Here is a 26,618-nt window from a genome sequence, read left to right on the forward strand (position 1 = left end):
GCGGTGTATCAATTGACAAAAATGTTGACTGATACACCGCTTTCGCGAGCAAGCCCGCTCCCACATTGGCTTTGCGGCGTTCTTGAGTTTCCTATGGACAAAAAAAATCCCCGTATCTTTCGATACGAGGATTTTTAATATGGTCGGGGTAAGGGGATTCGAACTCCTGACATCCTGCTCCCAAAGCAGGCGCGCTACCGGACTGCGCTATACCCCGGTAAAAAAAAGGCACCCTTGAAGGCGCCTTCTTCGATCAGCGCTTTTGGCCTCTGATCTTAAGATTCGATTCCAGCGTTAACTGGTTTCAAAAATGGTGGGTCGTGTGGGATTCGAACCTACGACCAATTGGTTAAAAGCCAACTGCTCTACCAACTGAGCTAACGACCCAAAAATGGTCGGGGTAAGGGGATTCGAACTCCTGACATCCTGCTCCCAAAGCAGGCGCGCTACCGGACTGCGCTATACCCCGGTTTGAAATTGGCTCCGTGACCAGGACTCGAACCTGGGACCCAATGATTAACAGTCATTTGCTCTACCGACTGAGCTATCACGGAACTACACATTTCAATTTACAACTTTGAAGCTTTACTGCGTTCTCTTCGACCCGTTCGCATCGCTGCGTTCGTGTGTCTGAGGCGCGCTATTCTACAATCTTCAGCACCTCTGTCAACCCCCTAAATTGCTTTCAAGTTAATGATTTGCAACTTATTTTGGATTCCTGCTTGGGGAGCGGAAACCCTGGCGGGTGACTTACTGCGGGGCGCACTTTACAAGCCTTTTCCTTTGAGTTCAACAGCCTAACGAAAAAAAGGCCTCGTTATGCGAGGCCTTTTCGATTTTGCTGCCGTTTTGGATCAGACGAAGACGATTTCGTCGTTTTCCACCACACCGTGAGCGGTATCGCCCGGCATGAATCGACCGGACAGGATCAGCTGCGCCAGCGGGTTCTCGATCCAGCGCTGGATCGCGCGCTTGAGCGGCCGTGCGCCATACACCGGGTCGTAGCCGACCGCGATCAGCTTGTCCATGGCTTCAGGGCTGAGCTCAAGCTTCAGCTCCCGCTCGGTCAGGCGGCTGCGCAGACGACCCAACTGGATCTCGGTAATGCCGGCGATCTGATCTCGCGCCAATGGCTCGAAGATCACCACTTCGTCGACCCGGTTGATGAACTCCGGCCGGAAGTGGCTGGAAATCGCATCCATCACCGCTGCACGCTGCGCCTCACGATCACCGACCAGTTCCTGGATCTGCACCGACCCCAGGTTGGAGGTCATGACAATCACGGTGTTCTTGAAGTCCACCGTGCGGCCATGGCTGTCGGTCAAACGACCATCCTCGAGCACTTGCAGCAAGATGTTGAACACATCCGGGTGCGCCTTCTCGACCTCGTCCATGAGGATCACCGAATACGGCTTGCGACGTACGGCCTCGGTCAGGTAACCGCCCTCTTCGTAGCCCACGTAGCCTGGTGGCGCACCGATCAAGCGAGCCACGGAATGTTTCTCCATAAACTCGGACATGTCGATCCGCACCATCGCCTCTTCAGTATCAAAGAGGAACTCGGCCAGCGCCTTGCACAGCTCGGTTTTACCGACACCGGTCGGGCCGAGGAACATGAACGAGCCGCTCGGGCGGTTCGGGTCGGACAACCCGGCGCGGGAACGCCGCACCGCGTTGGAAACCGCAACCACCGCTTCGTCCTGGCCGATCACACGCTGGTGCAACAGGCTTTCCATTTTCATCAGTTTTTCGCGCTCGCCTTCGAGCATTTTCGACACCGGAATACCGGTCCACTTCGAAACGACTTCGGCGATTTCTTCTTCAGTCACCTTGCTGCGCAGCAACTGGTTTTCGGCTTTGCCATGCTGGTCGACCATTTGCAGGCTGCGTTCCAGATCCGGGATCACCCCGTATTGCAATTCGGCCATGCGGTTCAGGTCGCCTTTGCGGCGGGCCGCTTCCAGTTCCTGACGGGACTGCTCGATTTTCTGCTGGATCTGCGCAGAACCCTGGACTTCGGCTTTTTCCGAGTTCCAGATTTCTTCGAGATCCGAGTACTCACGCTCATGACGAGCGATTTCTTCCTGCAATTTTTCCAGACGCTTCTTCGCCGCGTCGTCGCTTTCTTTCTTCAGCGCCTGGGATTCCACCTTCAACTGAATCAGGCGACGCTCCAGGCGGTCCAGCACTTCCGGCTTGGAGTCGATCTCCATGCGGATGCGGCTGGCGGCTTCATCGATCAGGTCGATGGCCTTGTCGGGCAACTGCCGGTCTGTGATGTAGCGATGGCTGAGCTTGGCCGCGGCAATGATCGCGCCGTCGGTGATCGCCACCTTGTGGTGAACCTCATAACGCTCCTTGAGGCCACGCAGGATGGCGATGGTGTCTTCTTCGCTCGGCTCATCCACCAGCACTTTCTGGAAACGTCGCTCGAGGGCGGCGTCCTTCTCTATATATTGGCGGTACTCGTTGAGCGTGGTCGCACCGACACAGTGCAGCTCACCGCGGGCCAGGGCCGGCTTGAGCATGTTGCCCGCATCCATCGAGCCTTCGCCCTTACCGGCGCCTACCATGGTGTGCAATTCGTCGATGAACAGGATGATCTGCCCTTCCTGCTTCGACAGTTCATTGAGCAATGCCTTGAGCCGTTCTTCAAACTCACCGCGATACTTGGCACCGGCGATCAGCGCCCCCATGTCCAGGGACAACAGGCGCTTGCCCTTGAGGCCATCCGGCACTTCGCCATTGATGATGCGCTGGGCCAGGCCTTCGGCGATGGCGGTTTTACCCACGCCAGGCTCACCGATCAGCACCGGATTGTTCTTGGTCCGACGTTGCAGCACCTGGATGGTCCGGCGAATTTCATCGTCACGGCCGATCACCGGATCGAGCTTGCCTTCTTCGGCGCGCTTGGTCAGGTCGACGGTGTATTTATCCAGCGCCTGTCGCGCTTCTTCGTGGTTAGGGTCGTTGACGGCTTCGCCACCGCGAAGGTTGTTGATCGCATTTTCCAGGGCTTTCTTGCTCACGCCCTGGCCAAGTAACAGTTTGCCGAGCTTGCTGTTCTCGTCCATCGCAGCGAGCAGCACCAGTTCGCTGGAGATGAACTGGTCGCCCTTTTGCTGGGCCAGACGGTCGGCCTGGTTGAGCAGGCGCGCCAGATCCTGCGACATGTTCACGTCGCCGGTCGGGTTCTGGATTTTCGGTAGCTGGTCGAGCTCTTTGGTCAGCTCTTTGCGCAGGCTGTTGACGTCGAAGCCCACCTGCATCAGCAGGGGCTTGATCGAGCCGCCCTGCTGTTCGAGCAAGGCTTGCATCAAGTGCGCCGGCTCGATGGCCGGATGATCGTGACCGACTGCCAGGGATTGGGCATCGGACAACGCTAACTGCAATTTGCTGGTTAAACGGTCTATACGCATGGGTCACCTTCCTTTTGAGCAGGCCGGACCTATAAAACATCCTGAATGAAGAAACCTGCCAGATACCACAATAGATGTGGTCGATTCTGGGAGATTCAAGCGTCGGGACGTTGATGCAGGTCAGGGAAGCTTAGCGGGCGAGCCAGATCAGCGAGGCGAATCGACCGGTGCGGGACGCACGGCGATAAGAAAAGAAGCGAGGGTCGGTTACGGTACAGAAACCACCACCATAGACAGCCGTTACACCACGAGCTGCCAGACGCAAGCGAGCCAGCATATAGATGTCGGCCATGAACTTGCCGGGGTTTTGGCTCATTACAAAGGCTCCTGCCGCTTGCGGCAACTGCTGCACAAAGGTTTCGCGCACTTCAGGGCCGACTTCAAAGGCTTGCGGACCGATGGCCGGGCCGAGCCAGACCAATACTTCGGCAGGTGGCACAGCCAGACTGTCGAGGGTGGCTTCCAGCACGCCAGCAGCCAACCCGCGCCAACCGGCATGGGCCGCCGCTACGCGAGTGCCTGCACGGTCGCAAAACAATGCCGGCAGGCAATCGGCGGTCATCGCCGCGCAGGCGACGCCCGGCGTTGATGTCCAACTGGCATCAGCTGTATCCACCCGGCCAGGATCGGCATGGGCCACGACAATGCCGTGGACCTGCTGCAGCCAGGCCGGTTGAATCGAGAAATGATCGGTCAGACGCCGGCGATTCTCGGCAACAGCTTCCGGGCTGTCATCGACATGATCGCCGAGGTTGAGGCTGTCGAACGGCGCCACACTGACGCCGCCCGCACGGGTGGTCACGCAGGCTTTGACCCCGGCCGGCGCGGGCCAGTCAGGAATCAGCCAGTCACTCATCCGATGAACGCCTCACGGTCTTGCTTGAGCAGGGTCAGCAGCCAGACGAAATCTTCCGGCAACGGCGATTCCCAGCTCATGCGCTGACCGGTGGTCGGATGATCCAGTTCCAGGAAACGCGCATGCAGCGCCTGACGCGGGAAGTTTTTCAGCGACTCGACCATGGTCGGGTTGGCGGCCGGCGGAATACGGAAACGACCGCCGTAGGCAGGATCTCCGACCAACGGGTAGTTGATGTGCGCCATGTGCACGCGAATCTGGTGCGTACGACCGGTTTCCAGCTTCACCCGCACGTGAGTGTGGGAGCGGAAGCGCTCGAGCACGCGGTAATGGCTGACGGCTTGCTTGCCACCTTCCATCACGGCCATGCGCTGGCGTTGCTGGCCGTGACGACCGATCGGCGCGTTGATCTTGCCTCCGGCTGTCACCACACCGATCACGATGCACTCGTAGATCCGGCTGACGCTGCGGCTCTGCAACTGTGTAACCAGCTGCGTCTGCGCTTGAATGGTCTTGGCCACCACCATCAGACCGGTGGTGTCCTTGTCCAGGCGATGCACGATACCGGCGCGGGGCACATTGATGATGTCCGGCACGTGGTGCAGCAAGGCGTTGAGCAAGGTGCCGTCGGCGTGACCGGCAGCCGGGTGCACCACCAGGCCCGCAGGCTTGTTGATCACCAGGATATCGTCGTCTTCGTAGACGATATCCAGGGCAATGTCTTGAGCGACCCATTCGCCCTGAGCTTCCTGCTCGGCAGTCAGCTCAAGGATGGCGCCGCCGTGGACGATGTCTCGCGGGCGGATAACCGCCCCATCCACAGTCAGGCGGCCGTCTTTGATCCAGGCGGAAAGGCGCGAGCGCGAGTGCTCAGCGAATAATTGTGCGGCGACTTGATCGAGGCGTTGGCCGCCCAATTCGGACGGCACCTCTGCGCGAAGTTCAATTTTATCGGACATGCTCAGACTAGGCGTCGGCACAGCCTTTGGTTTCGGCTGCGCGCTTGTGGTTAAATACGGCGTCTTTTGCCCCGAGGCTATTCAACGGGGCGCTCATCATAACAGGACGGCCACGCCCAAGACAGCGGCCGTCATAGGGACGCAAGCCGCCATGCAAGTGAAACACCTGCTGCTGATCGCCATCCTCGCATTGACCGCTGCTTGCTCATCGAAGGAAGTCGTAGACGAAAACCTCAGTGAAGTCGAGCTGTACCAACAGGCTCAAAATGACCTGGACAACAGTAGCTACACCAGTGCCATCACCAAGCTGAAGGCTCTGGAATCGCGTTATCCGTTCGGTCGCTATGCCGATCAGGCGCAACTCGAACTCATCTACGCCAACTACAAGAACACCGAGCCAGAAGCGGCCAAGTCCGCTGCGGAACGCTTCATTCGTCTGCACCCACAGCATCCGAACGTCGATTATGCCTACTACCTCAAGGGCCTGACTTCTTTCGACCAGGACGTCGGCCTGCTGGCGCGTTTCCTGCCGCTGGACATGACCAAGCGTGACCCGGGCGCCGCCCGCGACTCCTATAACGAGTTCGCCCAGCTGACCAGCCGCTTCCCGAACAGCCGCTACGCGCCAGACGCCAAGCAGCGCATGATCTATCTGCGCAACCTGCTGGCGGCCTACGAAATTCACGTGGCCGACTACTACCTGACCCGTCAGGCCTATGTCGCCGCCGCGAACCGCGGTCGTTACGTGGTGGAAAACTTCCAGGAAACTCCTTCGGTCGGCGACGGCCTGGCGGTGATGACCGAGGCCTACCAGCGCCTGCACCTGGACGAACTGGCTGCCACCAGCCTGGAAACCCTGAAGCTCAACTACCCGAACCACCCGACGCTGGTAGACGGTCAGTTCGTACCGACCGTGGCCGAAGCCGACAACCGTTCGTGGCTGAGCAAGACGACCCTGGGCCTGATCGAGTCCCGTCCGCCGCTGCCACCGGGCGAAACCCGCGCCAACCAGGACGTGCAGAAGCAGTTCCAGGACGCCAAGGACGCAATCCCGAGCGAGCTCAAGCCTAAAGACGACAATGGCGAAGCGCTCGAAGAAGAAAATCACGAAGCGCAAGGCAACGACAGCGACCGTTCGTGGTTCAGCTACATGACCTTCGGCGTGTTCGACTGACACCTTAGGTTGTGCAAAAAGGGAGACTTTCGAGTCTCCCTTTTTTATTTCAGCGCTTTATTACACTGTGCGCCTGTCTGGTCCTTGGCTAAACTGCCGCTTCATCAATCAAAAAGCAGCTCACCATGCTTCGTTTATTGTTCTGGATTGCCCTGATTGCCGCTGCAGTATGGTTCTGGCGCAAATTCAAGGGGCAGGCCTCCACCCCCAAGCCCCCTGCCGAACGGGAAGCGGCGCCAATGGTCCGTTGCGCCCATTGCGGCGTTCACCTGCCCCGTGACCGCGCACTGAGCCTCGACCAGCAATGGTATTGCAGCCAGGCTCATCTCGAGCAAGACAAAGGTTCCAAAGGCCGCTGACACCTCACCCGAAATGGCGGCCGATTGAGAACTATCGCGCGCGCCCAAGGAACTGAAAGGCATCGATCGACGTCTGACGCAGATTATTCAAGATCACTCTCTGCGAATGAACCGGGTAATCGAAAACGTCCTGCACCTGCTGCGCCGCGAGCAAATGTCGCCGCTACGGCTCGACCTGAAATCACTGGAAATACTCGATAATGAAGCCCCAGCCCGCCATATCAAAGGCCTGGGGCTTTATCTGTCCGGCCAGCCGGGCGAAAGCATTCTGTCCCGCCTAGACTTCAAGGCACGCCAGGAAAGCGGCTGCTTTTGCATGACCTATGCTCACGGACGAACCCCACGTTGAACACGAGACCCCGACAAAAAGTCTTGATCGTCGATGACGAGCCGGACATTCGCGAACTCCTGGAAATCACCCTGGGAAGGATGAAGCTGGAGACGTTCAACGCCCGCAACGTCGGCGAAGCGCAATCCCTGCTGAAACGCGAAACCTTCGATCTATGCCTGACTGACATGCAGTTGTCGGACGGTACCGGCCTGGAGCTGGTGCAGCACATCCAGCAACGCCACCCCCAGGTCCAGGTGGCGATGATCACCGCCTATGCCAGCCTCGAAACCGCAATCAATGTGCTCAAGGCCGGGGCATTCGACTTCCTGACCAAACCGGTGGACCTTACGCGCCTGCGTGAACTGGTCACCAGCGCCCTGCTGGTTCCTGCCCGCGGGGTCGGCATCGATCGATGCTTGCTGGGCGACTCATTGCCCATGCGCAACCTGCGCAAACACATCACCAAACTGGCCAGTAGCCATGCAACGGTATACATCAGCGGAGAATCCGGCAGCGGCAAGGAATTGGTCGCGCGCCTGATCCATGATCAAAGCCCCCGCGTCAATCAGCCGTTCATTGCGATCAACTGCGCGGCGATCCCTTCGGAGCTGTTGGAGAGCGAGTTTTTCGGCCATCGCAAAGGCAGTTTCAGCGGCGCCATCGAAGACAAATCCGGCCTGTTCCAGACAGCACACGGCGGCACCCTGCTCCTCGACGAAGTGGCTGACCTGCCGCTGACCATGCAAGTCAAACTGCTGCGCGCGATTCAGGAAAAAGCCGTACGCAGCGTCGGCGGGCAGCAGGAAGTGGCAGTGGATGTGCGCATTCTCTGCGCCACGCACAAGGACCTTGGCGCCGAAGTTGCCGCCGGGCGATTTCGTCATGATCTTTACTACCGTTTGAACGTGATCGAACTCCCGGTGCCGCCCTTGCGCGAGCGTCGTGATGACATCGAAATGCTAGCCAGCCACATACTCAAGCGCCTGGCCGCCGATACCGGTCAACCTGCCGCGAGACTCCACCCCCAAGCCCTCGATGCGCTGAAAAGCTATCGCTTCCCGGGCAATGTGCGGGAACTGGAAAACATGCTCGAACGGGCGCACACCTTGTGTGAGAACAAACAGATCGAAGCCGGCGACCTGCGCCTGGCTGAAGGCAACTGTGGGGCTGAGGGTGGCGTGCCGGACCTGACCCGGATCGACAATCTGGAAACCTACCTGGAAAACGTCGAACGCCAACTGCTGCTCCAGGCCCTGGAGGAAACCCGCTGGAACCGTACGGCGGCGGCTCAGCGGTTGAACCTGTCATTCAGGTCGATGCGTTACCGGCTCAAGAAATTGGGATTGGATTGAGGCCCCCATCGCGAGCAAGCTCGCGCCCACAGGGTCATTGGTGAACACAACAACTGCGAACACCTCAGAACCATTGTGGGAGCGAGCTTGATCCGGGCGGCGATCCGACGATGGCGATCTGACAAACAACAACTGTCCAGCAGTCATAGCCGCCCGGCAGGCGCATAAGGCGCCGGATCGATAATCGGCGCCCGGCCCAGCATCACATCGGCAAACAGCTGGCATGACGCCGGCGCCAGCACCAGCCCGTTACGGTAGTGCCCGCAGTTGAGCCAGAGCCCGTCAAACCCCGGCACCGGGCCGATATAAGGAATGCCCTCGGGTGATCCCGGGCGTAATCCCGCCCAATGCCCCACCACTTCGGCATCGGCCAGCGCCGGGATCAATTCCACCGCAGACGCCTTCAGGCTTTCCAGTGCCGACCCGGTCGGCGTCTTGTCAAAGCCTTCATGTTCCAGCGTACTGCCGATCAGTATGTGCCCGTCACGCCGGGGAATCGCATAACGGCCCTTGGCCAGGACCATGCTCGGCAGGAAATCCGCCGCACACTTGTAGAGAATCATCTGCCCTTTCACCGGCTCGACCGGCAGCGTCAGATCAAGACGCTTGAGCAAATCACCGCTCCAGGCCCCCGCCGTCAGGACAACTTGATCGCCCAGGACAGTACCAGTGGAGGTCTGTACGCCGACCACTTTGTTGCCATCACGAACAAATCCACTGACTTCGCACTGCTCATGGATCGTCACGTTCGGAAGCGCCAGCAACGCGGCCTTGAGCGACTTCACCAGACGCGGATTGCGCACGTTGGCGACGTCGGCCATGTAGATCGCCCGGGAAAACCCACTGCCCAGCACCGGCACGGCGTCGTGTGCCGCCGAAATATCCACCGCGCTAAGCGGACGATTTTCCCGGGCGGCCCATGCCAGCGCTTCAGCCTCGTCATCCAGATCCAGCCAGTACAAACCGGTGGTGTGCACTTCAGGATCAACGCCAGTGGCGGCAAACAAGCGCTCGCCCAGTTGTGGATAAAAGTCCTGGGACCAGTGAGCCAACGCGGTGACCGCCGGGCTGTAGCGCCATGGGTAAAGCGGCGAAACGATGCCACCACCGGCCCAGGACGATTCCTGGCCGACACTCGAGCGATCCAGCAGCACAACGCCTTGCACTTCGGAGGCGAGATTGAAGGCCGTCAGCAATCCAATCACCCCACCGCCAACAATCACCACTTGCTGTTGCCTGGTCATGTTCTGATCCAATCGTTAAATAGACAGAAGGTGCAATAGGCACCGGAAAAAGAAACTCAGCGCCCCCAGCAGTCTTTGCTGGTCAGGCCGGATTTCGCGTTGACCATACCGAGCACACCGGTGTTGGTGATGGTCAGATCACCGCACTTGTCAGTGGCCATGCTCGAGTCAGCCTTGCGCACCGCCGTCAGCAGAAAGGTCTGGTCGGTCAGGCTCGGAGTGATGCTGTAGTAATCATTGCCGGCACTGAGGCCCGTCGCATCGGTATAGGCATTTTTCTGCGAGTAGAAGCGCTCCAGTAGTTGCGCCTGCTCCGAGAGCAGACCGGCCACTTCTGCGCGACGGCCCTTGTTCATGTATTCGGTGAGACTCGGGGCAGCAATGGTCATGACAATACCGATGATCGCAATCACGATCATGATTTCGATCAGGGTAAAACCGCGGTTGGAACTACGCATGCATCAATTCTCACTCACTGTATTTGTCGCCACATGATGCGACGGCTGCCGCCGGATTTTTCCATCCCCGCAGTACCGTCGCCAGTGGAATCGTTCACGACCCCGCCATTGTCGCTGGCGTCCTGGGTCGAATGTTCTCCGATAAAGATCACGCCATCGGACAGCGTGTCGCTGTTGTCGACCACTCCATCGGCGTTGCTGTCGAGCATCTTAACGCTGATCGCCTCGGGCAGCTTCAGGCAGACGGCCTTCAACCCCTGATTACCTTGGTAAAAACCGTACCAGTTGCCATTGGCCAGACAGGTTGGCCGGTTCAGCGCGGGCGAATCCGCTGATGTGGCAGCGTGTGCCAACACCGACAGGTTCACCGCGACGACGACACCGAACAGTTGTGACCATAACCTGACAGGTCGCTCAGTACTTCGCATAGATGCTCTCCACCACACTGCGCGAATGACCCGCGATGCCGACTGCCGTTACCCGATACAACGTCGCCGGGGTATTGATTGGCACATTCACCGCATTTTGGCTGACACCGATGTTTTGCACGCTATAAAAGCCCTTGCCCGATGCAATCCAGGTCACTCCGGAAGAGGCGTTGAAACCGGCAGCGGTAATAGTCGAAGACTCGGACGGTGGTGCACATTGCACGATGCCGCTGCAAACAGGTAGCGCATAACTGTCCCGTTGCACTGCACCCTCGCCCACCCGTAATGCGGCTTCGGCACTCTGGAACGACTGGTTGCGCAAGGCGACGCTACCGGCCATTTTTTCCTGCAAGGTGGCGCTCTGCATCGATGAAAGACCAATCAACGTCAGCAAGAGCAAGAACACCAGACTGACCAACAGTGCCATGCCGCGTTGGGTGTAATACATCATGGGAGAACGATTCATTGGCACTCCCTCATGGCAAGCGGTTGCGCAGAGCGGCAACCACATTGAAGGTTTGATCGCTCACCCGGTGGTTCGGATCGCTGAGGGTCAGGCTCAGGCGAACGCTTCGAATCAGCGCGGGATCCGTGGGGTTGCTGCTGTAGCGCGAAGCAGCCAGATCAGTGGCCGTGCTGGCCAGGCCGAAGCTCACTTCGAAAGCGCTTACGTTGTCCACCAAGACCTGGGGTGCTGCGGCCCCGCTCTTCATAAGCAGTTGGTTGTTGCTGAAGCTGTAAATCAGCCGCCGGATCGGAAAGGCCAGTTGCCCCGCCACTGACGTCCGACCTTCACTGTAGGCCGTCGAACTGGTTCGACAATCGGAAAGCACGGTCCAGTCTGGCTTGCCGCCATTACCGCCGACATCCGCCGTAACCAGCGTCAATCTGCGGCCGCCATTGTCCCAACGAATCGGCGTTAGCTGACTGGCATGGAAATCACCTTGCTCACTTGAATCGGTGATCGTTTCCAGACAACCGAACATCCCGACCATGCGGACTTCCTGAATCATTTTGCTCAACACGAAACGTGCGTCCTCCTGCATGTTCGCGGCGGCATTCTGGCTGAGATAAGTGTTCTTGGCCGCAATGAAAACCTGCACCACGCCCAGCACCACAATCAGGCTCAATGCCAGGGCGATCAGCAACTCGACCAGGCTGAACCCCCTGCTGCGGCGACTCACGGGATCACCACCGGATCAATGGCCGCGCGACTGCTCAGGACGAAACTGCGCCGAGAGTCGGCAGCCTTCGCAGCCCGTGAGTCGTCCCAGGTAATTGTGATGGTGTACACCTGCTGATTGACGCTGACACTGCCCGTCGCGGTGGCGCCGAGTGAACTGACAATATTGGCGTTGAAGTCAAACAGGTCCTGATCCCGGGTAACGTCCGGGTTGCCTGAAGCCGGCGGCGCAATGGTGTAGTCCGCAGCGGCGTTGGCGCGAATGCGGTCCATCATGTCGTAGGCGATAAAGCTGGCCTGACTGATCATGCGCGCGCTGTCCGTGTACTTCAGCGCATTGAGCTGAAACGCCGCCGCCCCCAACAGGCCCACTCCCAGAATGACTAATGCCACCAGGACTTCGACCAGCGTCATACCTTCCTGCGTACGTTTGCTCCATGCCCTCATCCGCAACTTCCACCCAATAGAATTCGTCCGTTCAAACACACTGTCAGCGTCCTGCTTTGTGCTCCCCGCCCATAGCTGATCAGCACCTCTGTGGACGGTGATGACAATCCGCCCAGGCTGTTGAAATCGATGGCCGTGACGCCAGAGGTTAGCGTCAGAGTTGCGCCGCTGCTCATCGGCGGAACAACCCGTAATACATTGACCAAAGCGCCAGTACCGTCGTAAACCGCCAGCTCCCCACTCCAGACATCCCCACCGGCCGTCGGGCGCAACCGTGTGGTATTGCCCCGATCGATGGCTTCGAGCCGGGCAAAATTCAGGGCTCGTCGCAGATCAGCGATTTCAGTATCAGCCCTCGTAGTTTGTGTCGAGCGGATAAACGCCGGGACAGCCAGAGTCAACAGAATCAGAAGGATCGCGAGCGCGACCAGCAACTCGATCAGCGTGAAACCTTTTGTAGAATGATCCATCGGGGCCTTCTGTTTCCTTCGGCTATACCTGCTCTTGCGCGGCACAACATTCGAGCGATGCGGTGTGTTTGCGTTGCCATTTCTCGTGCAGGGATTGCGCGAGCCACAGCACGCCACGGAGGGAAATGTCATGCGGCAACAAGGCTTCAGCCTGATCGAACTGCTCATGGGACTGGCAATTACAGGAATTGTTCTGCATCTGGTCAGTCCGGCGTTCGCAACGCTGATCGAATCGAACCAAAGACAGCAAGCGGCACAGGCTCTTTCCAGTGGCATTCGCACCGCCCGGAGCGAAGCCATCGTCCGCAACCAGGCCGTGGTGATTCACGGCATCAATGGCGACTGGAGCCAAGGCTGGCGGATCATTCTGGATATCAGCGGCAAAGGGGATATGGACAGCGACAATCCACTGCTGGCCGAACGCCAGAGCGGCGCACGCATGTCGATTGTGGGGAACAGTACGGTCGAAAGCTCAATACGCTTCAGAGGTCAGGGCGAGCCACTGTTTGGAGGGACATTACACATTTGCGCTGTTCGCGAACCGGTAAGCCAACATCAAGTGGTGTTGGCCCGGACCGGTCGCGTCAGCCTGCGTAGCGACAAGGCTGAGCATCCGTTATGCGAAAAAAGGAATAAGCTCAGAGCAACGAGCGAACGCGCAGTTCTTTAGGCATCGAGAACGTGATGTTCTCCTCGCGACCGGCCAGTTCATCGGCACCGGTGGCACCCCAGGCCTGCAACTGCTGGATCACGCCGCGCACCAGGACTTCCGGGGCGGATGCGCCAGCGGTGATGCCGATACGCTCGACGCCGTCGAACCAGCTCTTTTGCAGGTCTTCGGCACCGTCGATCAGGTAGGCCGGCGTGGACATGCGTTCTGCCAATTCGCGCAAGCGATTGGAGTTGGAGCTGTTCGGGCTGCCGACCACCAGCACCACGTCGCACTCGTCGGCCAGTTGCTTGACCGCGTCCTGACGGTTTTGCGTGGCGTAGCAAATGTCGTCCTTGCGCGGTCCACCGATGGCCGGAAAGCGCGAACGCAGAGCGTCGATAACACGGCTGGTATCGTCCATCGACAAGGTGGTCTGGGTCACGAAGGCGAGCTTTTCAGGGTTCCTTACCTGCAACGCCGCGACATCTTTCTCGTCTTCGACCAGGTAGATCGCGCCACCACTGCTGGCATCGTACTGGCCCATGGTGCCTTCGACTTCCGGGTGACCGGCGTGGCCGATGAGAATGCACTCTCGGCCGTCACGGCTGTAACGCGCCACTTCGATGTGGACTTTGGTCACCAGCGGGCACGTGGCGTCGAACACTTTCAGCCCACGACCAGCCGCTTCGCTGCGCACGGCCTGGGAAACGCCGTGGGCACTGAAGATCACGATGACGTCGTCCGGCACCTGATCCAGCTCTTCGACGAAAATCGCACCACGGGAGCGCAGGTCTTCGACGACAAATTTGTTGTGGACCACTTCGTGGCGCACGTAGATCGGCGGCCCAAAGACTTCCAGGGCGCGGTTGACGATTTCGATCGCCCGGTCCACACCGGCACAGAAGCCACGGGGGTTGGCGAGTTTGATTTGCATGCTGTGCCTCGTGTCTTGCGCGCAAGAAATATCGAAAACAGAGAAAAACTAGTGTGGGAGCGGACTTGCTCGCGAAGGCGTCATCACATCCAACATTCTTGCTGACTGACACACCGCTTTCGCGAGCAAGCCCGCTCCCACATTTTGACCGTGCTCGGTCAGTTACAGTGCTTTGACGGAAATGATTTCCACGTCAAAGGTCAACGTCTTGCCCGCCAGCGGGTGGTTGAAGTCGACGGTCACTTGCGCGTCATCGAACTCTTTCACCACGCCCGGCAATTCAGTATTGGCCGCATCGTTGAAGATCACCAGCAAGCCGGGTGACAGTTCCATGTCCTGGAACTGGGAACGCGGGATGATCTGCAAGTTTTGCGGGTTGGACTGGCCGAAAGCGTTTTCCGGCTCGATGCTCAGCGTACGCTTGTCACCGGCCTTGAAACCGAACAGGGCCGCTTCGAAACCTGGCAACAGGTTGCCGTCACCGACCTTGAAGGTCGCCGGGGCTTTATCGAAGGTGCTGTCCACCGTGTCGCCGTTCTCCAGGCGCAATGCGAAATGCAAGGTGACCTCCGTGTTCTGGCCAATGCGTTGCTCAGCCAATACCTGATCAGTCATGAACGGTTTCTCCGGTCTTTTTACTTTTGAACATATCCAGTGCCAGCATGACAGCGCCTACAGTGATCGCACTGTCGGCAAAGTTGAACGCCGGGAAATACCAACGGTTCTGCCAATGCACCAGAATGAAATCGATCACATGGCCCAGGGCAATGCGGTCATACAGATTGCCCAGCGCACCGCCGAGCACCAGTGCCAGCGCAACCGCCAGCCAGGTTTCGTTGCGCCCCAGACGCTTGAGCCACACCACCAGCACCGCACTGACCACGACAGCGATCAACGCGAACAGCCAGCGCTGCCAGCCGGAGCTGTCAGCCAGGAAGCTGAACGCCGCGCCAGTGTTGTAGGCCAGGGTCCAGCTAAAGTAATCGGGGATGATTACGATCTGCTGGTACATCTCGAGCTTGCCTTCGAAGTAGAACTTGCTGGCCTGGTCGATGACCAGTACCAGCAAACTCAACCAGAGCCAGCTCAGCCGTCCGAAACGGCCAACGGCATTAGGCATAGTGGCGGACCTCGCCAGCGCCGCTGATGTTATCCACGCAACGACCGCAGATTTCCGGATGCTCCGGGTTCACGCCGACGTCTTCACGGCAGTGCCAGCAACGGGCGCACTTGGCGTGGCTCGACTTGACGATCTTCAGCTTCAAGCCGCTGACTTCGGTGACCACGGCATCGGCCGGTGCCTGCACCAATGGCGCAACACTGGCGGTCGAAGTGATCAGCACGAAGCGCAGTTCGTTGCTCAGCTTGGCCAGGTCGGCGGTCAGTGCGTCTTCGGCGAACAGCGTCACTTCGGCCTGCAGGTTGCCACCGACAGCCTTGGCTGCACGCTGGATTTCCATTTCCTTGTTGACCGCGACCTTGACCGCCATGATCCGGTCCCAGTAAGCGCGATCCAGCTCGAAACCTTGCGGCAATTCGCTCAGGCCTTTGTACCAGGTGTTGAGCATGACGGACTCGTTACGCTCGCCCGGCAGGTACTGCCACAGTTCGTCGGCGGTGAACGCCAGGATCGGCGCGATCCAGCGCACCAACGCCTCGGAGATGTGGAACAGCGCGGTCTGGCACGAACGGCGGGCCTTGCTGTCGGCGCCAGTGGTGTACTGACGGTCCTTGATGATGTCGAGATAGAAACCGCCCAGCTCCTGCACGCAGAAGTTGTGGATCTTGGAGTAGACGTTCCAGAAGCGGTATTCGCCGTAGTGCTCTTGCAACTCGCGTTGCAGCAGCAGAGTACGGTCTACGGCCCAACGGTCCAGAGCCAGCATTTCTTCGGCTGGCAGCAGGTCGGTGGCCGGGTTGAAGCCGGTCAGGTTCGAAAGCAGGAAGCGCGCGGTGTTACGGATACGCCGATAGGCGTCCGCACTGCGTTGCAGGATCTGCTCGGAAACCGCCATTTCGCCGGAATAGTCGGTCGAAGCAACCCACAGACGCATGATGTCGGCGCCCAGGGTGTCGTTGACTTTCTGTGGCGCAATCACGTTGCCCAGGGACTTGGACATCTTGCGGCCGGACTCATCGACGGTGAAGCCGTGTGTCAGCAGCTCGCGATACGGCGCGTGGTTGTCGATGGCGCAACCGGTCAGCAGCGACGAGTGGAACCAGCCACGGTGTTGGTCCGAGCCTTCCAGGTACAGGTCGGCGCGCGGGCCGGTTTCGTGGCCCATCGGGTGCGAACCGCGCAGGACGTGCCAGTGCGTGGTGCCCGAGTCGAACCAGACGTCCAGGGTGTCGCTGATCTTGTCGTACTGCGGCGCTTCATCGCCCAGCAGCTCGGCGGCGTCCAGCTTGAACCAGGCCTCGATGCCTTCGACTTCAACGCGCTTGGCAACGATTTCCATCAGCTCGACGGTACGTGGGTGCAGCTCACCGCTTTCCTTGTTCAGGAAGAACGGGATCGGCACGCCCCAGTTACGCTGACGGGAAATGCACCAGTCAGGACGGTTGGCGATCATCGAGTGCAGGCGCGCCTGACCCCACGCCGGAACGAACTGGGTTTCTTCGATGGCCTTGAGCGAGCGTTGACGCAGGGTGTCGCCGGTGGTCGGCTGCTTGTCCATGCCGATGAACCACTGCGCGGTGGCGCGATAGATCAGCGGGGTCTTGTGGCGCCAGCAGTGCATGTAGCTGTGTTCAATAACGGTGGTGTGCAGCAGCGCACCGACTTCGGTCAGCTTGTCGACGATGGCCGGGTTGGCCTTCCAGATGAACTGACCGCCGAAGAATTCCAGCGAGGTCGCGTACACGCCGTTGCTTTGGACCGGATTGAGGATTTCATCGTTGACCATGCCGTACTTCTTGCAGGTCACGAAGTCGTCCACGCCATAGGCCGGAGCGGAGTGAACCACACCGGTGCCGGCGCCCAGTTCAACGTAGTCGGCCAGGTAAACCGGCGACAGACGGTCGTAGAACGGGTGACGGAAGTTGATCAGTTCCAGCGCTTTACCGGTGGTGGTCGCAATGACCGAACCTTCCAGCGAGTAGCGCGCCAGGCACGACTCGACCAGCTCTTCAGCCAGTACCAGCAGCTTGTCGCCGACGTCGACCAGGGCGTAGTTGAATTCCGGGTGAACGTTCAGCGCCTGGTTGGCCGGGATGGTCCATGGGGTGGTGGTCCAGATCACGATCGAGGCTGGCTTGGCCAACGATGGCAGACCGAAGGCGGCAGCCAGTTTGGCTTCATCGGCAATCGGGAACGCCACGTCGATGGTCGAGGACTTCTTGTTCTCGTACTCGACTTCCGCTTCGGCCAGGGCCGAACCGCAGTCGAAGCACCAGTTCACAGGCTTGAGGCCCTTGAACACGAAACCACCCTTGACGATTTCCGCCAAGGCCCGGATTTCACCGGCCTCGTTCTTGAAGTCCATGGTCTTGTACGGATTGGCGAAGTCGCCCAGCACGCCGAGGCGAATGAACTCGGACTTCTGCCCTTCGATCTGCTCGGTGGCATAGGCCCGGCACAGTTCGCGGGTCTTGTCCGCGCCCAGGTTCTTGCCGTGGGTCACTTCGACTTTGTGCTCGATCGGCAGGCCGTGGCAGTCCCAGCCCGGGACATAAGGCGCGTCGAAGCCCGACAGGGTCTTCGAACGGATGATCATGTCCTTGAGAATCTTGTTCAGCGCATGACCGATGTGAATCGAGCCGTTGGCGTACGGAGGGCCGTCGTGCAATACGAACTTCGGACGATCCTTGCCAATCTCGCGCAACTTTCCGTACAGGCCAATGCTGTCCCAGCGCTGCAGAATCTGCGGTTCGCGCTGGGGCAGGCCGGCCTTCATTGGGAAGGCGGTGTCCGGAAGGTTTAGCGTGGCTTTATAGTCGGTCATTTAAGGCTCTTCATTAGCGATGGGCGCTAGGTGCGGCTAGTGCACGGGCGGCGGCGACATCCGCGTTGATCGCCGTTTTCAACGCCTCCAGAGAGGCGAAACGCTGCTCTTCACGCAGCTTGTGGTGGAAAACCACCGTTAAACGCCGGTCATACAGATCGCCGGCAAAATCTAAAAGATGCACTTCCAGGTGGGCTTTGCCATCACCTTGAACCGTGGGCCGCACGCCAATGTTGGCGACGCCGGGCCAGGTCTTGCCGTCGATCTCGACATTCACCAGGTAAACCCCGGTGAACGGCACGCGACGACGCTTGAGTTGTATGTTGGCGGTGCGCGTACCCAACTGCCGGGCGAGCTTCTGGCCATGCAATACGCGACCGGCAATCCGGTACGGCCGCCCGAGCAGGCGTTCGGCCAGGGCGAAATCAGCGGCAGCCAGGGCGTTGCGGACCTGTGTGCTGCTGACCCGGATGCCATCCAGCTCGACGGTTTGCGCCGCTTCGACGGTAAAACCCTGAACGATACCGGCCTGTTGCAGGAAATCGAAATCTCCCGCGCGATCACAGCCGAAACGGAAGTCGTCCCCGACCTCCAGGTGCTGGACGCCAAGGCCATCCACCAGAATGGTATCGACGAACTCGCTGGCGCTGAGCTTGCTCAGGCGCTGGTTGAACGCCAGGCACAGAACACGGTCGACGCCTTCGGCGGCCAACAATTGCAGCTTGTCCCGCAGGCGGGCCAGACGGGCCGGCGCGGTCTCCGGAGCAAAGAACTCTCGTGGCTGCGGCTCGAAAATCACCACGCAACTGGGCACGCCCAACTCGAGCGCGCGCTCACGCAGCCTCGCCAGGATAGCCTGGTGGCCACGGTGCACACCGTCAAAGTTGCCAATAGTGGCGACACAGCCCCGATGCTGGGGGCGCAGATTGTGGAGGCCTCGAACCAGCTGCATAACGCGCTTCTTGCTCATAAAGTGGTCGATTATAACCACACCCGGCGGCCGACGACAGGCAACACCGTAACCCAAAGTGATCGAGCCGACAAAACCGCCGGCTCGCCCGTGTATATCAAGGCCAGAACCTCAGCCCAGCGCCTTGCGATTGAAGTCGCGCAAACGGAAGCCCATCAACACTAACATGCCGAAATAAGCCACCACACCCGCCGCCACCAATGCCCCCAGACGCAAGAAGCGTTCGAGCATATGCCCCTGTTCCCAGGCCGGCATGAAGTGCATCGCACCCAACAGTACCGCGGACATCACTGCCACCGCGACCAGCAACTTCAAAGTGAACTTCGCCCAGCCCGGCTGCGGCTGGTACATCTGCTGCTTGCGCAGTTGATAGAACAGCAACCCGGCATTGAGACAGGCGCCAGCACTGATCGCCAAGGCCAGGCCCGCGTGAGCCAGGGGGCCGATCAGCATCAAGTTGAACAATTGGGTGATCACCAGGGTGAAAATCGCAATTTTTACCGGTGTACGGATGTTTTGTTGCGCATAAAAGCCAGGGGCCAGCACTTTGACCACAATAATTCCGAGCAACCCGACCGAGTAGGCGATCAGGGCACGCTGGGTCATCGATGCATCAAACGCATTGAACTGGCCGTACTGGAACAAAGAAACCGTCAGCGGCTCAGCCAGAATCCCCAATGCCAGGGAGCAAGGCAGCACCAATACGAAGCACAGGCGCAGGCCCCAGTCGAGGATGCGCGAATACTCGTGACGATCCTTGTTGGCGTAGGTCTTGGCCAGGGTCGGCAGCAGAATCGTCCCCAGGGCCACGCCCAACACGCCGGACGGCAGCTCCATCAAACGGTCGGCGTAGTACATCCACGACACGGAACCGGCAACCAGGAACGAAGCGAAGATGGTGTTGATGATCAGCGAAATCTGGCTCACCGAGACACCGAGGATGGCTGGCAGCATTTGCTTCATTACACGCCAGACGCCGGTGTCGCGCAGGTTCAGGCGCGGCAGTACCAGCATGCCGATCTTTTTCAGGTGCGGCAGCTGATAGAGCAACTGCGCCAGGCCGCCGACCAGTACCGCCCAGCCGAGCGCCATTACGGGCGGATCGAAGTACGGCGTCAGAAACACCGCAAATATGATCATGCTGACATTGAGCAGGGTCGGCACGAAGGCTGGCACCGAAAAGCGGTTCCAGGTATTGAGGATCGCGCCGGCCAGCGACGACAGGGAAATCAGCAGGATGTAGGGAAAGGTCACCCGCAGCAGGCTGGACGTCAGTTCGAATTTTTCGGGCGTGTCAGTGAAACCCGGCGCGGTCACCCAGATGACCCACGGCGCGGCGATCATGCCCAACACAGTGACCAGTGCCAGCACCAGTGTCAGCAGGCCCGAGACGTAGGCAATGAATGTGCGGGTCGCCTCGTCACCCTGCTGGCTTTTGTATTCCGCAAGAATCGGCACGAATGCCTGGGAAAACGCCCCCTCGGCGAAAATCCGCCGCAGCAGATTGGGCAGTTTGAAGGCGATAAAGAAGGCGTCGGTCGCCATTCCCGCGCCAAATGCGCGCGCGATGAGGGTGTCCCGAACAAATCCCAAAATCCGGGAAAGCATCGTGATAGAGCTGACGGCGGCCAACGATTTGAGCAGATTCATGGAAAGAGTTTGTGCCTGTCGATAAACAGCAGGCGAACTACGCGCCTACTTATGCGATACTCCGCGCCGCAACAGCACAGAGCCAAAGCTCGCGAGTTTACAGGTCGCACGCTGGAAAGAAATCTCCAAGCTTGCTTCACCTACCACTTAGCGGAACGTCTCAACCGCCCTTGACAAGACCTCAACTCATCGGCATGATTCGCGGCCTATTTTGTTTGCTATTTCCTAAAAAGTCTTTCGAGGAGCTCGACGGTGGCCAACTCACCTTCCGCCAAAAAACGTGCAAAACAGGCTGAGAAGCGTCGCAGCCACAACGCCAGCCTGCGTTCCATGGTTCGTACCTACATCAAGAATGTAGTTAAGGCCATCGACGCAAAAGACGCTGCCAAAGCTCAAGCCGCTTACGTTCTGGCTGTGCCAGTTATCGACCGTATGGCCGATAAAGGCATCATCCACAAGAACAAGGCCGCTCGTCATAAGAGCCGCCTGAATGGCCACGTCAAGGCCCTGAACGTTGCCGCTGCTGCCTAAGCGACTCGTTCATTAAAAAACCGACCTCAGGGTCGGTTTTTTATTGCCTGCGATTTGATGGGCACACAAAAAAACTGTGGGAGCAAGCTTGCTCGCGATAGCGGATATCCAGCCAATACAGATGCTGAATGTTGATCCGTCATCGCGAGCAAGCTCGCTCCCACAGTTCGATTTACGCCAGATTACTGAGCGTGCGCCCACGGCAAAATCGGAATTGCAGTTACCGCATTCTGCGGACTGCCCTCGATCAGGCGATCGCTATACACCAGATACACCAGCGTATTGCGCTTCTTGTCGAGAAAGCGCACCACCTGCATGGTCTTGAACACCAGGGATGTGCGCTCCTTGAACACCTCGTCACCATCCTTGAGCTCCCCCCTAAAGCTGATCGGCCCGACCTGCCGGCAAGCGATAGACGCCTCAGCACGATCCTCGGCCAATCCAAGACCACCCTTCACCCCACCAGTCTTGGCGCGCGACAGATAGCAGGTCACGCCATCGACCTTGGGGTCATCAAAGGCCTCGACCACGATCCGGTCATTCGGCCCGACAAACTTGAACACCGTCGACACCTGGCCAATCTCTTCGGCCGAAGCCAGCAGCGGCATCGCCAGCAGCAATCCCAACAATCCTTTTGCCACGCGCATTCAGGTATTCCTTCAGACCAGGATCAGGTTATCGCGGTGAACCAGTTCCGGTTCCGCCATGTAACCCAACAGACCGACAATCGCCTCAGACGACTGACCAATGATTTTTTGCGCTTCCAGCGCACTGTAGTTGGCCAGGCCACGGGCAATCTCACGACCGTCCGGCGCCACGCAGACCACCATCTCACCGCGGCGGAAGCTGCCCTGCACCAATTTGACGCCTACCGGTAGCAAGCTCTTGTTGCCTTGGGACAACGCGATCACCGCACCAGCATCCAGCACCAGGGTGCCACGGGTTTGCAGATGACCGGCCAGCCACTGCTTGCGTGCCGCCAGCATGCCGCGCTCCGGCGACAGCAAGGTGCCGATGCGCTCGCCCGCCTTGAGGCGATCCAGCACACGCTCGATGCGCCCACCAACGATGATGGTGTGAGCACCGGAACGGGCTGCCAGGCGCGCAGCACGCAATTTGGTCTGCATGCCACCACGACCCAGCGCACCACCAGTGCCGCCCGCCACCGCGTCGAGCGCCGGATCATCGGCGCGCGCCTCGTAAATCAGCTGGGCATCCGGATTGTTGCGCGGGTCGGCATCGAACATGCCGTCGCGATCCGTCAGGATCACCAGCAAATCCGCCTCGACCAGGTTGGCCACCAGCGCTGCCAGGGTGTCGTTGTCGCCAAAACGGATTTCGTCGGTGACTACGGTGTCATTTTCGTTGATGACCGGAATGACTTTGAGCTCGACCAATGCGCGCAGGGTACTGCGGGCATTCAGGTAACGCTTGCGGTCGGACAGGTCATCGTGGGTCAGGAGAATCTGCGCGGTATGCCGGCCATGCTCGGCAAAGCTCGACTCCCAGGCCTGCACCAAGCCCATCTGGCCGATTGCGGCGGCAGCCTGAAGTTCGTGCATCGCACTGGGTCGTGAGGTCCAGCCCAAACGGCTCATGCCGGCCGCCACCGCCCCGGAGGACACCAGCACCAGCTCGACACCCGCCTCATGCAAGGCCACCATCTGCTCAACCCAGACACCCATTGCCGCGCGATCCAGGCCTTTGCCGTCCGCCGTCAGCAAAGCGCTGCCGATCTTCACGACCCAACGCTGCGCACCTGTCACCTTGCTCCGCATCATCTTCAACCTTAGCTTGAGGGCAGCGCGACCTAGCACTGCCCGTGACGTTATTCGTGGTTATTCGTGACCAACAATCGATTTCCAGATACCAAAACGCCGCTCGATTGAGCGGCGCTTAAGTTTATCGCAACGAATCAGTCACGCACGTAAATGATTTCCGGACCGTCTTCGTCATCCACATCTTCCTCGTCCCAATCATCGTCGCCGATGTCGTGGACCGACTTCACGCCGCTGCGACGCAGGGCACGCTTGTCATCCAGCGCCTGCAGTTGCGCGCGAGCTTCGTCTTCGATGCGCTGATCGAGATCGGCCAGCTCTTCCTTGTAGGCCGGGTCATTGGCCAGGCGATCAGCACGATCTTCCATGTAACGCATTATGTCGTGGCACAGACGCTCGGTACCGAGTTTGGAGATGGCCGAGATCACGTAGACCGGACCCGTCCATTCCAGGCGATCAACGATCTCCTTGACGCGAGCATCGTGCTCTTCATCAAGGATCTGGTCGCACTTGTTCAGGACCAGCCAGCGATCACGCTCCGCCAGGGACGGGCTGAACTTGATCAGCTCGTTGACGATCACTTCAGCGGCATCCGGTGCGCTGGCATCATCCAGCGGCGCCATGTCCACGAGATGCAGCAGCAGACGCGTACGCGCCAAGTGCTTGAGGAAGCGAATGCCCAGACCAGCACCTTCGGAAGCGCCTTCGATCAAACCCGGAATATCGGCAATGACGAAGCTCTTCCAGCGATCGACGCTGACCACACCCAGGTTCGGCACCAGCGTGGTGAACGGGTAGTCGGCAACTTTCGGCTTGGCAGCCGAAACCGAACGGATAAAGGTACTTTTACCGGCGTTCGGCAAACCCAGCAGACCTACGTCAGCCAGCACTTTCATTTCCAGCTTCAGGTCGCGCTGCTCACCCGGCTTGCCCGGAGTGGTCTGGCGCGGCGCACGGTTGGTACTGGATTTGAAACGAGTGTTGCCCAGACCGTGCCAGCCGCCCTGCACTACCATCAATTTCTGACCGGCCTTGGTCAGGTCGCCGATGACTTCCTGAGTCGCCGAGTCGATCACCGTGGTGCCGACCGGAACGCGCAGGATCAGGTCTTCACCCTTCTTGCCGGTGCAGTCGGTGCTGCCGCCGTTGGAGCCACGCTCGGCATCGAAGTGCCGGGTGTAACGGTAGTCCACCAGCGTGTTGAGGTTTTCGTCGGCCATCATGTAGATGGAACCGCCGTCACCGCCGTCACCGCCGTTCGGGCCACCATTCTCGATAAATTTTTCCCGACGGAAACTCATGGCGCCATTGCCGCCGTCACCAGCCTTTACGCGAATCGATACTTCATCAACAAACTTCATAACAAACGCCTCTCGCCATACGGACGAGCCGAAAAACAATCAAGACATAAGACTCTTGCAAAAATGAGCGCAGCGACCCTAAACCACGACACCTACATCGTACGCCGACAGCCCATACAAACAGCTTTGCAAGAGACTCACCCCACAAACGAAAAAGCCCCGTCGCGAGACAGGGCTTTTCCAGCGATCGCGCAATTAAGCTGCGACTACGCTCACGTAACGACGACCGAAGGCGCCTTTTACTTCGAACTTGATCACGCCTTCGACTTTAGCGAAGAGGGTGTGATCTTTACCCATGCCAACGCCGTAGCCAGCGTGGAATTGGGTGCCGCGCTGACGCACGATGATGTTGCCTGCTTTGATAGCCTGGCCGCCATACATCTTCACGCCAAGGCGTTTGGCTTCTGAGTCGCGACCGTTACGGGTACTACCACCAGCTTTTTTGTGTGCCATGAGTTCAATTCTCCTAGTGAGGAATTAGGCTGTAATTAAGCCTGAATACCGGTGATTTTGATCTCGGTGTACCACTGGCGGTGGCCCATACGCTTCATGTGGTGCTTACGGCGACGGAACTTGATGATGCGGACTTTATCGTGACGACCTTGGGAGATCACTTCAGCCACAACGGTAGCGCCAGCAACAACTGGAGCGCCGATATTCACGTCGTCACCGTTGGCAACCAACAGAACGCGATCAAAGGTAACGGATTCGCCGGTAGCGATTTCCAGTTTTTCGATCTTCAGGTATTCACCTGGGGCGACTTTGTACTGCTTGCCGCCAGTAACGATTACTGCATAAGACATGGTATTTCTCCGATAATCCTGCTCACCCAGCTCTTTATAAGAAGAGGTATTGGCTGGCATGGCTGCATGGGGCTGGAGGCCCGCTTGCAATTGCGTAAGGCAGGTGCTGCCCAGGAAGTTCAGGGTGCGCGATTGTACGCAAGGCACGAGCGCCTTGCAAGGGGCCGTCCATCGCGCCTTGACAGGCCCGGACGTGGGTCCTAGCATGCCGCGCAACCCTTCTGGAGCGACTGTCGCTGATGCAACCCCAAGCTTTCTACCGCGCGGTGGCGGACGATTTTAGCGCCGTCGACGGCATCATCAAGAAGCAGCTGACTTCGCGCGTGCCGCTTGTATCGAAAATCGGCGATTACATCACCTCGGCCGGCGGTAAACGCCTGCGTCCTTTATTGGTGCTGCTGTGTGGCAAGGCCCTGGGTCGCGAAGGCGATGACCTGCGCCTGCTGGCCGCGACCATCGAGTTTTTGCACACCGCTACCCTGCTGCATGACGATGTGGTCGACATGTCCGGCATGCGCCGTGGCCGCTCGACCGCCAACGCCATGTGGGGCAACGCGCCAAGCGTGCTGGTGGGTGATTTCCTGTATTCGCGCTCCTTCGAAATGATGGTCGAGCTGGGCTCGATGCCAGTGATGAAGATCCTTTCGCAAGCCACGCGCATCATCGCTGAAGGCGAAGTGTTGCAGCTGTCGAAGGTTCGTGACGCCAGCACCACCGAAGAAACCTACATGGAAGTCATCCGCGGCAAGACCGCTATGCTCTTCGAAGCCTCGACCCACAGTGCTGCAGCCCTGTGCGAAGCCTCGCCGGAACAGGCCGAAGCCCTGCGCACATTCGGTGATCACCTGGGCGTGGCCTTCCAGCTGGTCGACGACCTGCTCGACTACAAAGGCGACGCCGAAACCCTGGGCAAGAACGTCGGTGACGATCTGGCCGAAGGCAAGCCGACCCTGCCGCTGATCTACACCATGCGCGAAGGTACGCCGGAACAGGCCGCCCTGGTGCGCAAGGCGATCCAGAAAGGCGGAATCGAAGATCTGGAAAGCATCCGCGAAGCCGTGGAAGCCTCGGGCTCGCTGGATTACACCGCGCAACTGGCCCGTGACTATGTGGCCCGCGCGATCAAGTGCCTCGAAGCGCTGCCTGCCAGCGAATATCGCGATGCACTGGTTGAACTGAGCGAGTTCGCGGTCGCGCGTACGCACTGACCACGAATATCCCTTGTGGGAGCGGGCTTGCTCGCGAATGCGGCGTAACAGTCGACAGAGATGTTGAATGTCATTCCGTCTTCGCGAGCAAGCCCGCTCCCACAGGT

The 26,618-nt window shown here is 59.1% G+C and carries 27 protein-coding genes, 4 tRNA genes and 1 pseudogene; 7 read left to right on the forward strand and 25 right to left on the reverse strand.

All coding sequences use genetic code 11. The annotated features are described in order from the left end of the window. Positions 1 to 140: 140 nt before the first annotated feature. The 7 genes from KGB28_RS29355 to rluD form a co-directional block, all read right to left on the reverse strand. Positions 141 to 217 (reverse strand) — tRNA-Pro (locus KGB28_RS29355). Between the two features lie 94 nt (positions 218 to 311). After that, a tRNA-Lys gene (locus KGB28_RS29360) sits at positions 312 to 387 on the reverse strand. 5 nt (positions 388 to 392) lie between these two features. Then, positions 393 to 469, reverse strand: a tRNA-Pro gene (locus KGB28_RS29365). A 9-nt stretch (positions 470 to 478) separates the two neighbouring features. Then, positions 479 to 554: transfer RNA gene (locus KGB28_RS29370), tRNA-Asn, on the reverse strand. A gap of 300 nt (positions 555 to 854) precedes the next feature. Beyond that, the gene (clpB, locus tag KGB28_RS29375; protein ID WP_223448997.1) at positions 855 to 3,419 is read right to left on the reverse strand and encodes an ATP-dependent chaperone ClpB; all 2,565 of its coding nucleotides are present in this window, start codon (positions 3,417 to 3,419) and stop codon (positions 855 to 857) included. Positions 3,420 to 3,549: 130 nt separating this feature from the next. After that, positions 3,550 to 4,275, reverse strand: a complete 726-nt coding sequence (gene pgeF / locus KGB28_RS29380; protein WP_223448998.1) for a peptidoglycan editing factor PgeF — start codon at positions 4,273 to 4,275, stop codon at positions 3,550 to 3,552. After that, a complete protein-coding gene (gene rluD / locus KGB28_RS29385) occupies positions 4,272 to 5,234 on the reverse strand; it encodes a 23S rRNA pseudouridine(1911/1915/1917) synthase RluD (RefSeq protein WP_008052092.1) in 963 nt (320 codons plus the stop codon). Before rluD ends, pgeF begins: the two co-directional genes overlap by 4 nt. Before the next feature lie 151 nt (positions 5,235 to 5,385). On the opposite strand from rluD, the gene KGB28_RS29390 reads away from it, so the two are divergent. From KGB28_RS29390 to KGB28_RS29410, 4 genes and pseudogenes are all read left to right on the forward strand, one after another. Then, complete coding sequence (locus tag KGB28_RS29390) at positions 5,386 to 6,408, forward strand: outer membrane protein assembly factor BamD (RefSeq protein WP_223448999.1); 1,023 nt, start codon at positions 5,386 to 5,388, stop codon at positions 6,406 to 6,408. 125 nt (positions 6,409 to 6,533) lie between these two features. Beyond that, entirely contained in the window at positions 6,534 to 6,767 is a 234-nt protein-coding gene (locus KGB28_RS29395; RefSeq protein ID WP_150727047.1) for a PP0621 family protein, read from the forward strand. 28 nt (positions 6,768 to 6,795) lie between these two features. Further along, positions 6,796 to 7,116, forward strand: a pseudogene (locus KGB28_RS31750) (hypothetical protein); the annotation flags it as partial. After that, a complete protein-coding gene (locus tag KGB28_RS29410; RefSeq protein ID WP_223449000.1) occupies positions 7,113 to 8,450 on the forward strand; it encodes a sigma-54-dependent transcriptional regulator in 1,338 nt (445 codons plus the stop codon). The pseudogene KGB28_RS31750 and the gene KGB28_RS29410, both read left to right, overlap by 4 nt. Positions 8,451 to 8,593: 143 nt before the next feature. On the opposite strand, the gene thiO is transcribed toward KGB28_RS29410, so the two are convergent. From thiO to KGB28_RS29445, 7 genes are read right to left on the reverse strand one after another with little or no spacing between them, the layout of a single operon-like run. Beyond that, a complete protein-coding gene (gene thiO, locus KGB28_RS29415) occupies positions 8,594 to 9,694 on the reverse strand; it encodes a glycine oxidase ThiO (RefSeq protein WP_223449001.1) in 1,101 nt (366 codons plus the stop codon). A 56-nt stretch (positions 9,695 to 9,750) separates the two neighbouring features. Then, the gene (locus KGB28_RS29420; RefSeq protein WP_223449002.1) at positions 9,751 to 10,152 is read right to left on the reverse strand and encodes a type IV pilin protein; all 402 of its coding nucleotides are present in this window, start codon (positions 10,150 to 10,152) and stop codon (positions 9,751 to 9,753) included. Between the two features lie 14 nt (positions 10,153 to 10,166). Beyond that, positions 10,167 to 10,580, reverse strand: coding sequence for a hypothetical protein (locus KGB28_RS29425; RefSeq protein ID WP_223449003.1), 414 nt, complete (start codon positions 10,578 to 10,580; stop codon positions 10,167 to 10,169). After that, entirely contained in the window at positions 10,567 to 11,046 is a 480-nt protein-coding gene (locus tag KGB28_RS29430; RefSeq protein ID WP_223449004.1) for a PilX N-terminal domain-containing pilus assembly protein, read from the reverse strand. Before KGB28_RS29430 ends, KGB28_RS29425 begins: the two co-directional genes overlap by 14 nt. A 10-nt stretch (positions 11,047 to 11,056) precedes the next feature. Further along, on the reverse strand, positions 11,057 to 11,764 hold the full coding sequence (locus KGB28_RS29435; RefSeq protein WP_223449005.1) for a PilW family protein: 708 nt from the start codon (positions 11,762 to 11,764) through the stop codon (positions 11,057 to 11,059). Beyond that, positions 11,761 to 12,210, reverse strand: a complete 450-nt coding sequence (pilV, locus tag KGB28_RS29440; RefSeq protein ID WP_150727039.1) for a type IV pilus modification protein PilV — start codon at positions 12,208 to 12,210, stop codon at positions 11,761 to 11,763. The genes KGB28_RS29435 and pilV overlap by 4 nt, the downstream gene beginning before the upstream one ends. After that, positions 12,207 to 12,680, reverse strand: coding sequence for a GspH/FimT family protein (locus tag KGB28_RS29445; protein WP_223449006.1), 474 nt, complete (start codon positions 12,678 to 12,680; stop codon positions 12,207 to 12,209). Before KGB28_RS29445 ends, pilV begins: the two co-directional genes overlap by 4 nt. Positions 12,681 to 12,810: 130 nt before the next feature. Between KGB28_RS29445 and KGB28_RS29450 the strand changes: the two genes are divergently transcribed. Then, a complete protein-coding gene (locus KGB28_RS29450; protein ID WP_223449007.1) occupies positions 12,811 to 13,350 on the forward strand; it encodes a GspH/FimT family pseudopilin in 540 nt (179 codons plus the stop codon). Here KGB28_RS29450 and ispH read toward each other — a convergent pair. From ispH to murJ, 6 genes are all read right to left on the reverse strand, one after another. Next, positions 13,319 to 14,266 carry a 4-hydroxy-3-methylbut-2-enyl diphosphate reductase gene (gene ispH, locus KGB28_RS29455; RefSeq protein ID WP_223449008.1) on the reverse strand — a complete coding sequence of 316 codons (948 nt, stop codon included), beginning with the start codon at positions 14,264 to 14,266 and terminating at the stop codon, positions 13,319 to 13,321. The two genes, KGB28_RS29450 and ispH, sit on opposite strands and share 32 nt — an antisense overlap. Before the next feature lie 162 nt (positions 14,267 to 14,428). Beyond that, positions 14,429 to 14,866, reverse strand: coding sequence for an FKBP-type peptidyl-prolyl cis-trans isomerase (gene fkpB, locus KGB28_RS29460; RefSeq protein ID WP_223449106.1), 438 nt, complete (start codon positions 14,864 to 14,866; stop codon positions 14,429 to 14,431). 7 nt (positions 14,867 to 14,873) lie between these two features. Further along, positions 14,874 to 15,386 (reverse strand): signal peptidase II, encoded by a 513-nt coding sequence (lspA, locus tag KGB28_RS29465; RefSeq protein WP_223449009.1) that lies wholly within the window; start codon positions 15,384 to 15,386, stop codon positions 14,874 to 14,876. Beyond that, positions 15,379 to 18,210 (reverse strand): isoleucine--tRNA ligase, encoded by a 2,832-nt coding sequence (gene ileS, locus KGB28_RS29470; protein ID WP_223449010.1) that lies wholly within the window; start codon positions 18,208 to 18,210, stop codon positions 15,379 to 15,381. The genes lspA and ileS overlap by 8 nt, the downstream gene beginning before the upstream one ends. 13 nt (positions 18,211 to 18,223) lie before the next feature. Next, positions 18,224 to 19,162, reverse strand: a complete 939-nt coding sequence (ribF, locus tag KGB28_RS29475) for a bifunctional riboflavin kinase/FAD synthetase (RefSeq protein WP_223449011.1) — start codon at positions 19,160 to 19,162, stop codon at positions 18,224 to 18,226. 129 nt (positions 19,163 to 19,291) lie between these two features. After that, positions 19,292 to 20,830: a murein biosynthesis integral membrane protein MurJ gene (gene murJ / locus KGB28_RS29480; RefSeq protein WP_223449012.1), complete on the reverse strand. Its 1,539-nt coding sequence runs from the start codon at positions 20,828 to 20,830 to the stop codon at positions 19,292 to 19,294. A 252-nt stretch (positions 20,831 to 21,082) separates the two neighbouring features. Here murJ and rpsT point away from each other — a divergent pair, with 252 nt between their 5' ends. Next, a complete protein-coding gene (gene rpsT, locus KGB28_RS29485) occupies positions 21,083 to 21,361 on the forward strand; it encodes a 30S ribosomal protein S20 (protein ID WP_007970922.1) in 279 nt (92 codons plus the stop codon). Positions 21,362 to 21,543: 182 nt separating this feature from the next. On the opposite strand, the gene KGB28_RS29490 is transcribed toward rpsT, so the two are convergent. From KGB28_RS29490 to rplU, 5 genes are all read right to left on the reverse strand, one after another. Beyond that, positions 21,544 to 22,008 (reverse strand): CreA family protein, encoded by a 465-nt coding sequence (locus tag KGB28_RS29490; RefSeq protein WP_090451491.1) that lies wholly within the window; start codon positions 22,006 to 22,008, stop codon positions 21,544 to 21,546. Positions 22,009 to 22,020: 12 nt separating this feature from the next. Then, complete coding sequence (gene proB / locus KGB28_RS29495) at positions 22,021 to 23,139, reverse strand: glutamate 5-kinase (protein WP_150727089.1); 1,119 nt, start codon at positions 23,137 to 23,139, stop codon at positions 22,021 to 22,023. A 137-nt stretch (positions 23,140 to 23,276) separates the two neighbouring features. Further along, positions 23,277 to 24,500 (reverse strand): Obg family GTPase CgtA, encoded by a 1,224-nt coding sequence (gene cgtA, locus KGB28_RS29500; RefSeq protein WP_008052064.1) that lies wholly within the window; start codon positions 24,498 to 24,500, stop codon positions 23,277 to 23,279. Positions 24,501 to 24,695: 195 nt separating this feature from the next. Next, on the reverse strand, positions 24,696 to 24,953 hold the full coding sequence (rpmA, locus tag KGB28_RS29505; RefSeq protein WP_003281574.1) for a 50S ribosomal protein L27: 258 nt from the start codon (positions 24,951 to 24,953) through the stop codon (positions 24,696 to 24,698). A gap of 35 nt (positions 24,954 to 24,988) precedes the next feature. Next, positions 24,989 to 25,303 (reverse strand): 50S ribosomal protein L21, encoded by a 315-nt coding sequence (gene rplU, locus KGB28_RS29510; RefSeq protein WP_003176051.1) that lies wholly within the window; start codon positions 25,301 to 25,303, stop codon positions 24,989 to 24,991. Positions 25,304 to 25,542: 239 nt separating this feature from the next. On the opposite strand from rplU, the gene KGB28_RS29515 reads away from it, so the two are divergent. Next, positions 25,543 to 26,511, forward strand: a complete 969-nt coding sequence (locus tag KGB28_RS29515) for a polyprenyl synthetase family protein (RefSeq protein WP_150727030.1) — start codon at positions 25,543 to 25,545, stop codon at positions 26,509 to 26,511. Positions 26,512 to 26,618 lie beyond the last annotated feature (107 nt).

Source organism: Pseudomonas sp. BF-R-19 (assembly GCF_019956445.1).
Taxonomy (GTDB): Bacteria; Pseudomonadota; Gammaproteobacteria; order Pseudomonadales; family Pseudomonadaceae; genus Aquipseudomonas; species Aquipseudomonas fluorescens_BH.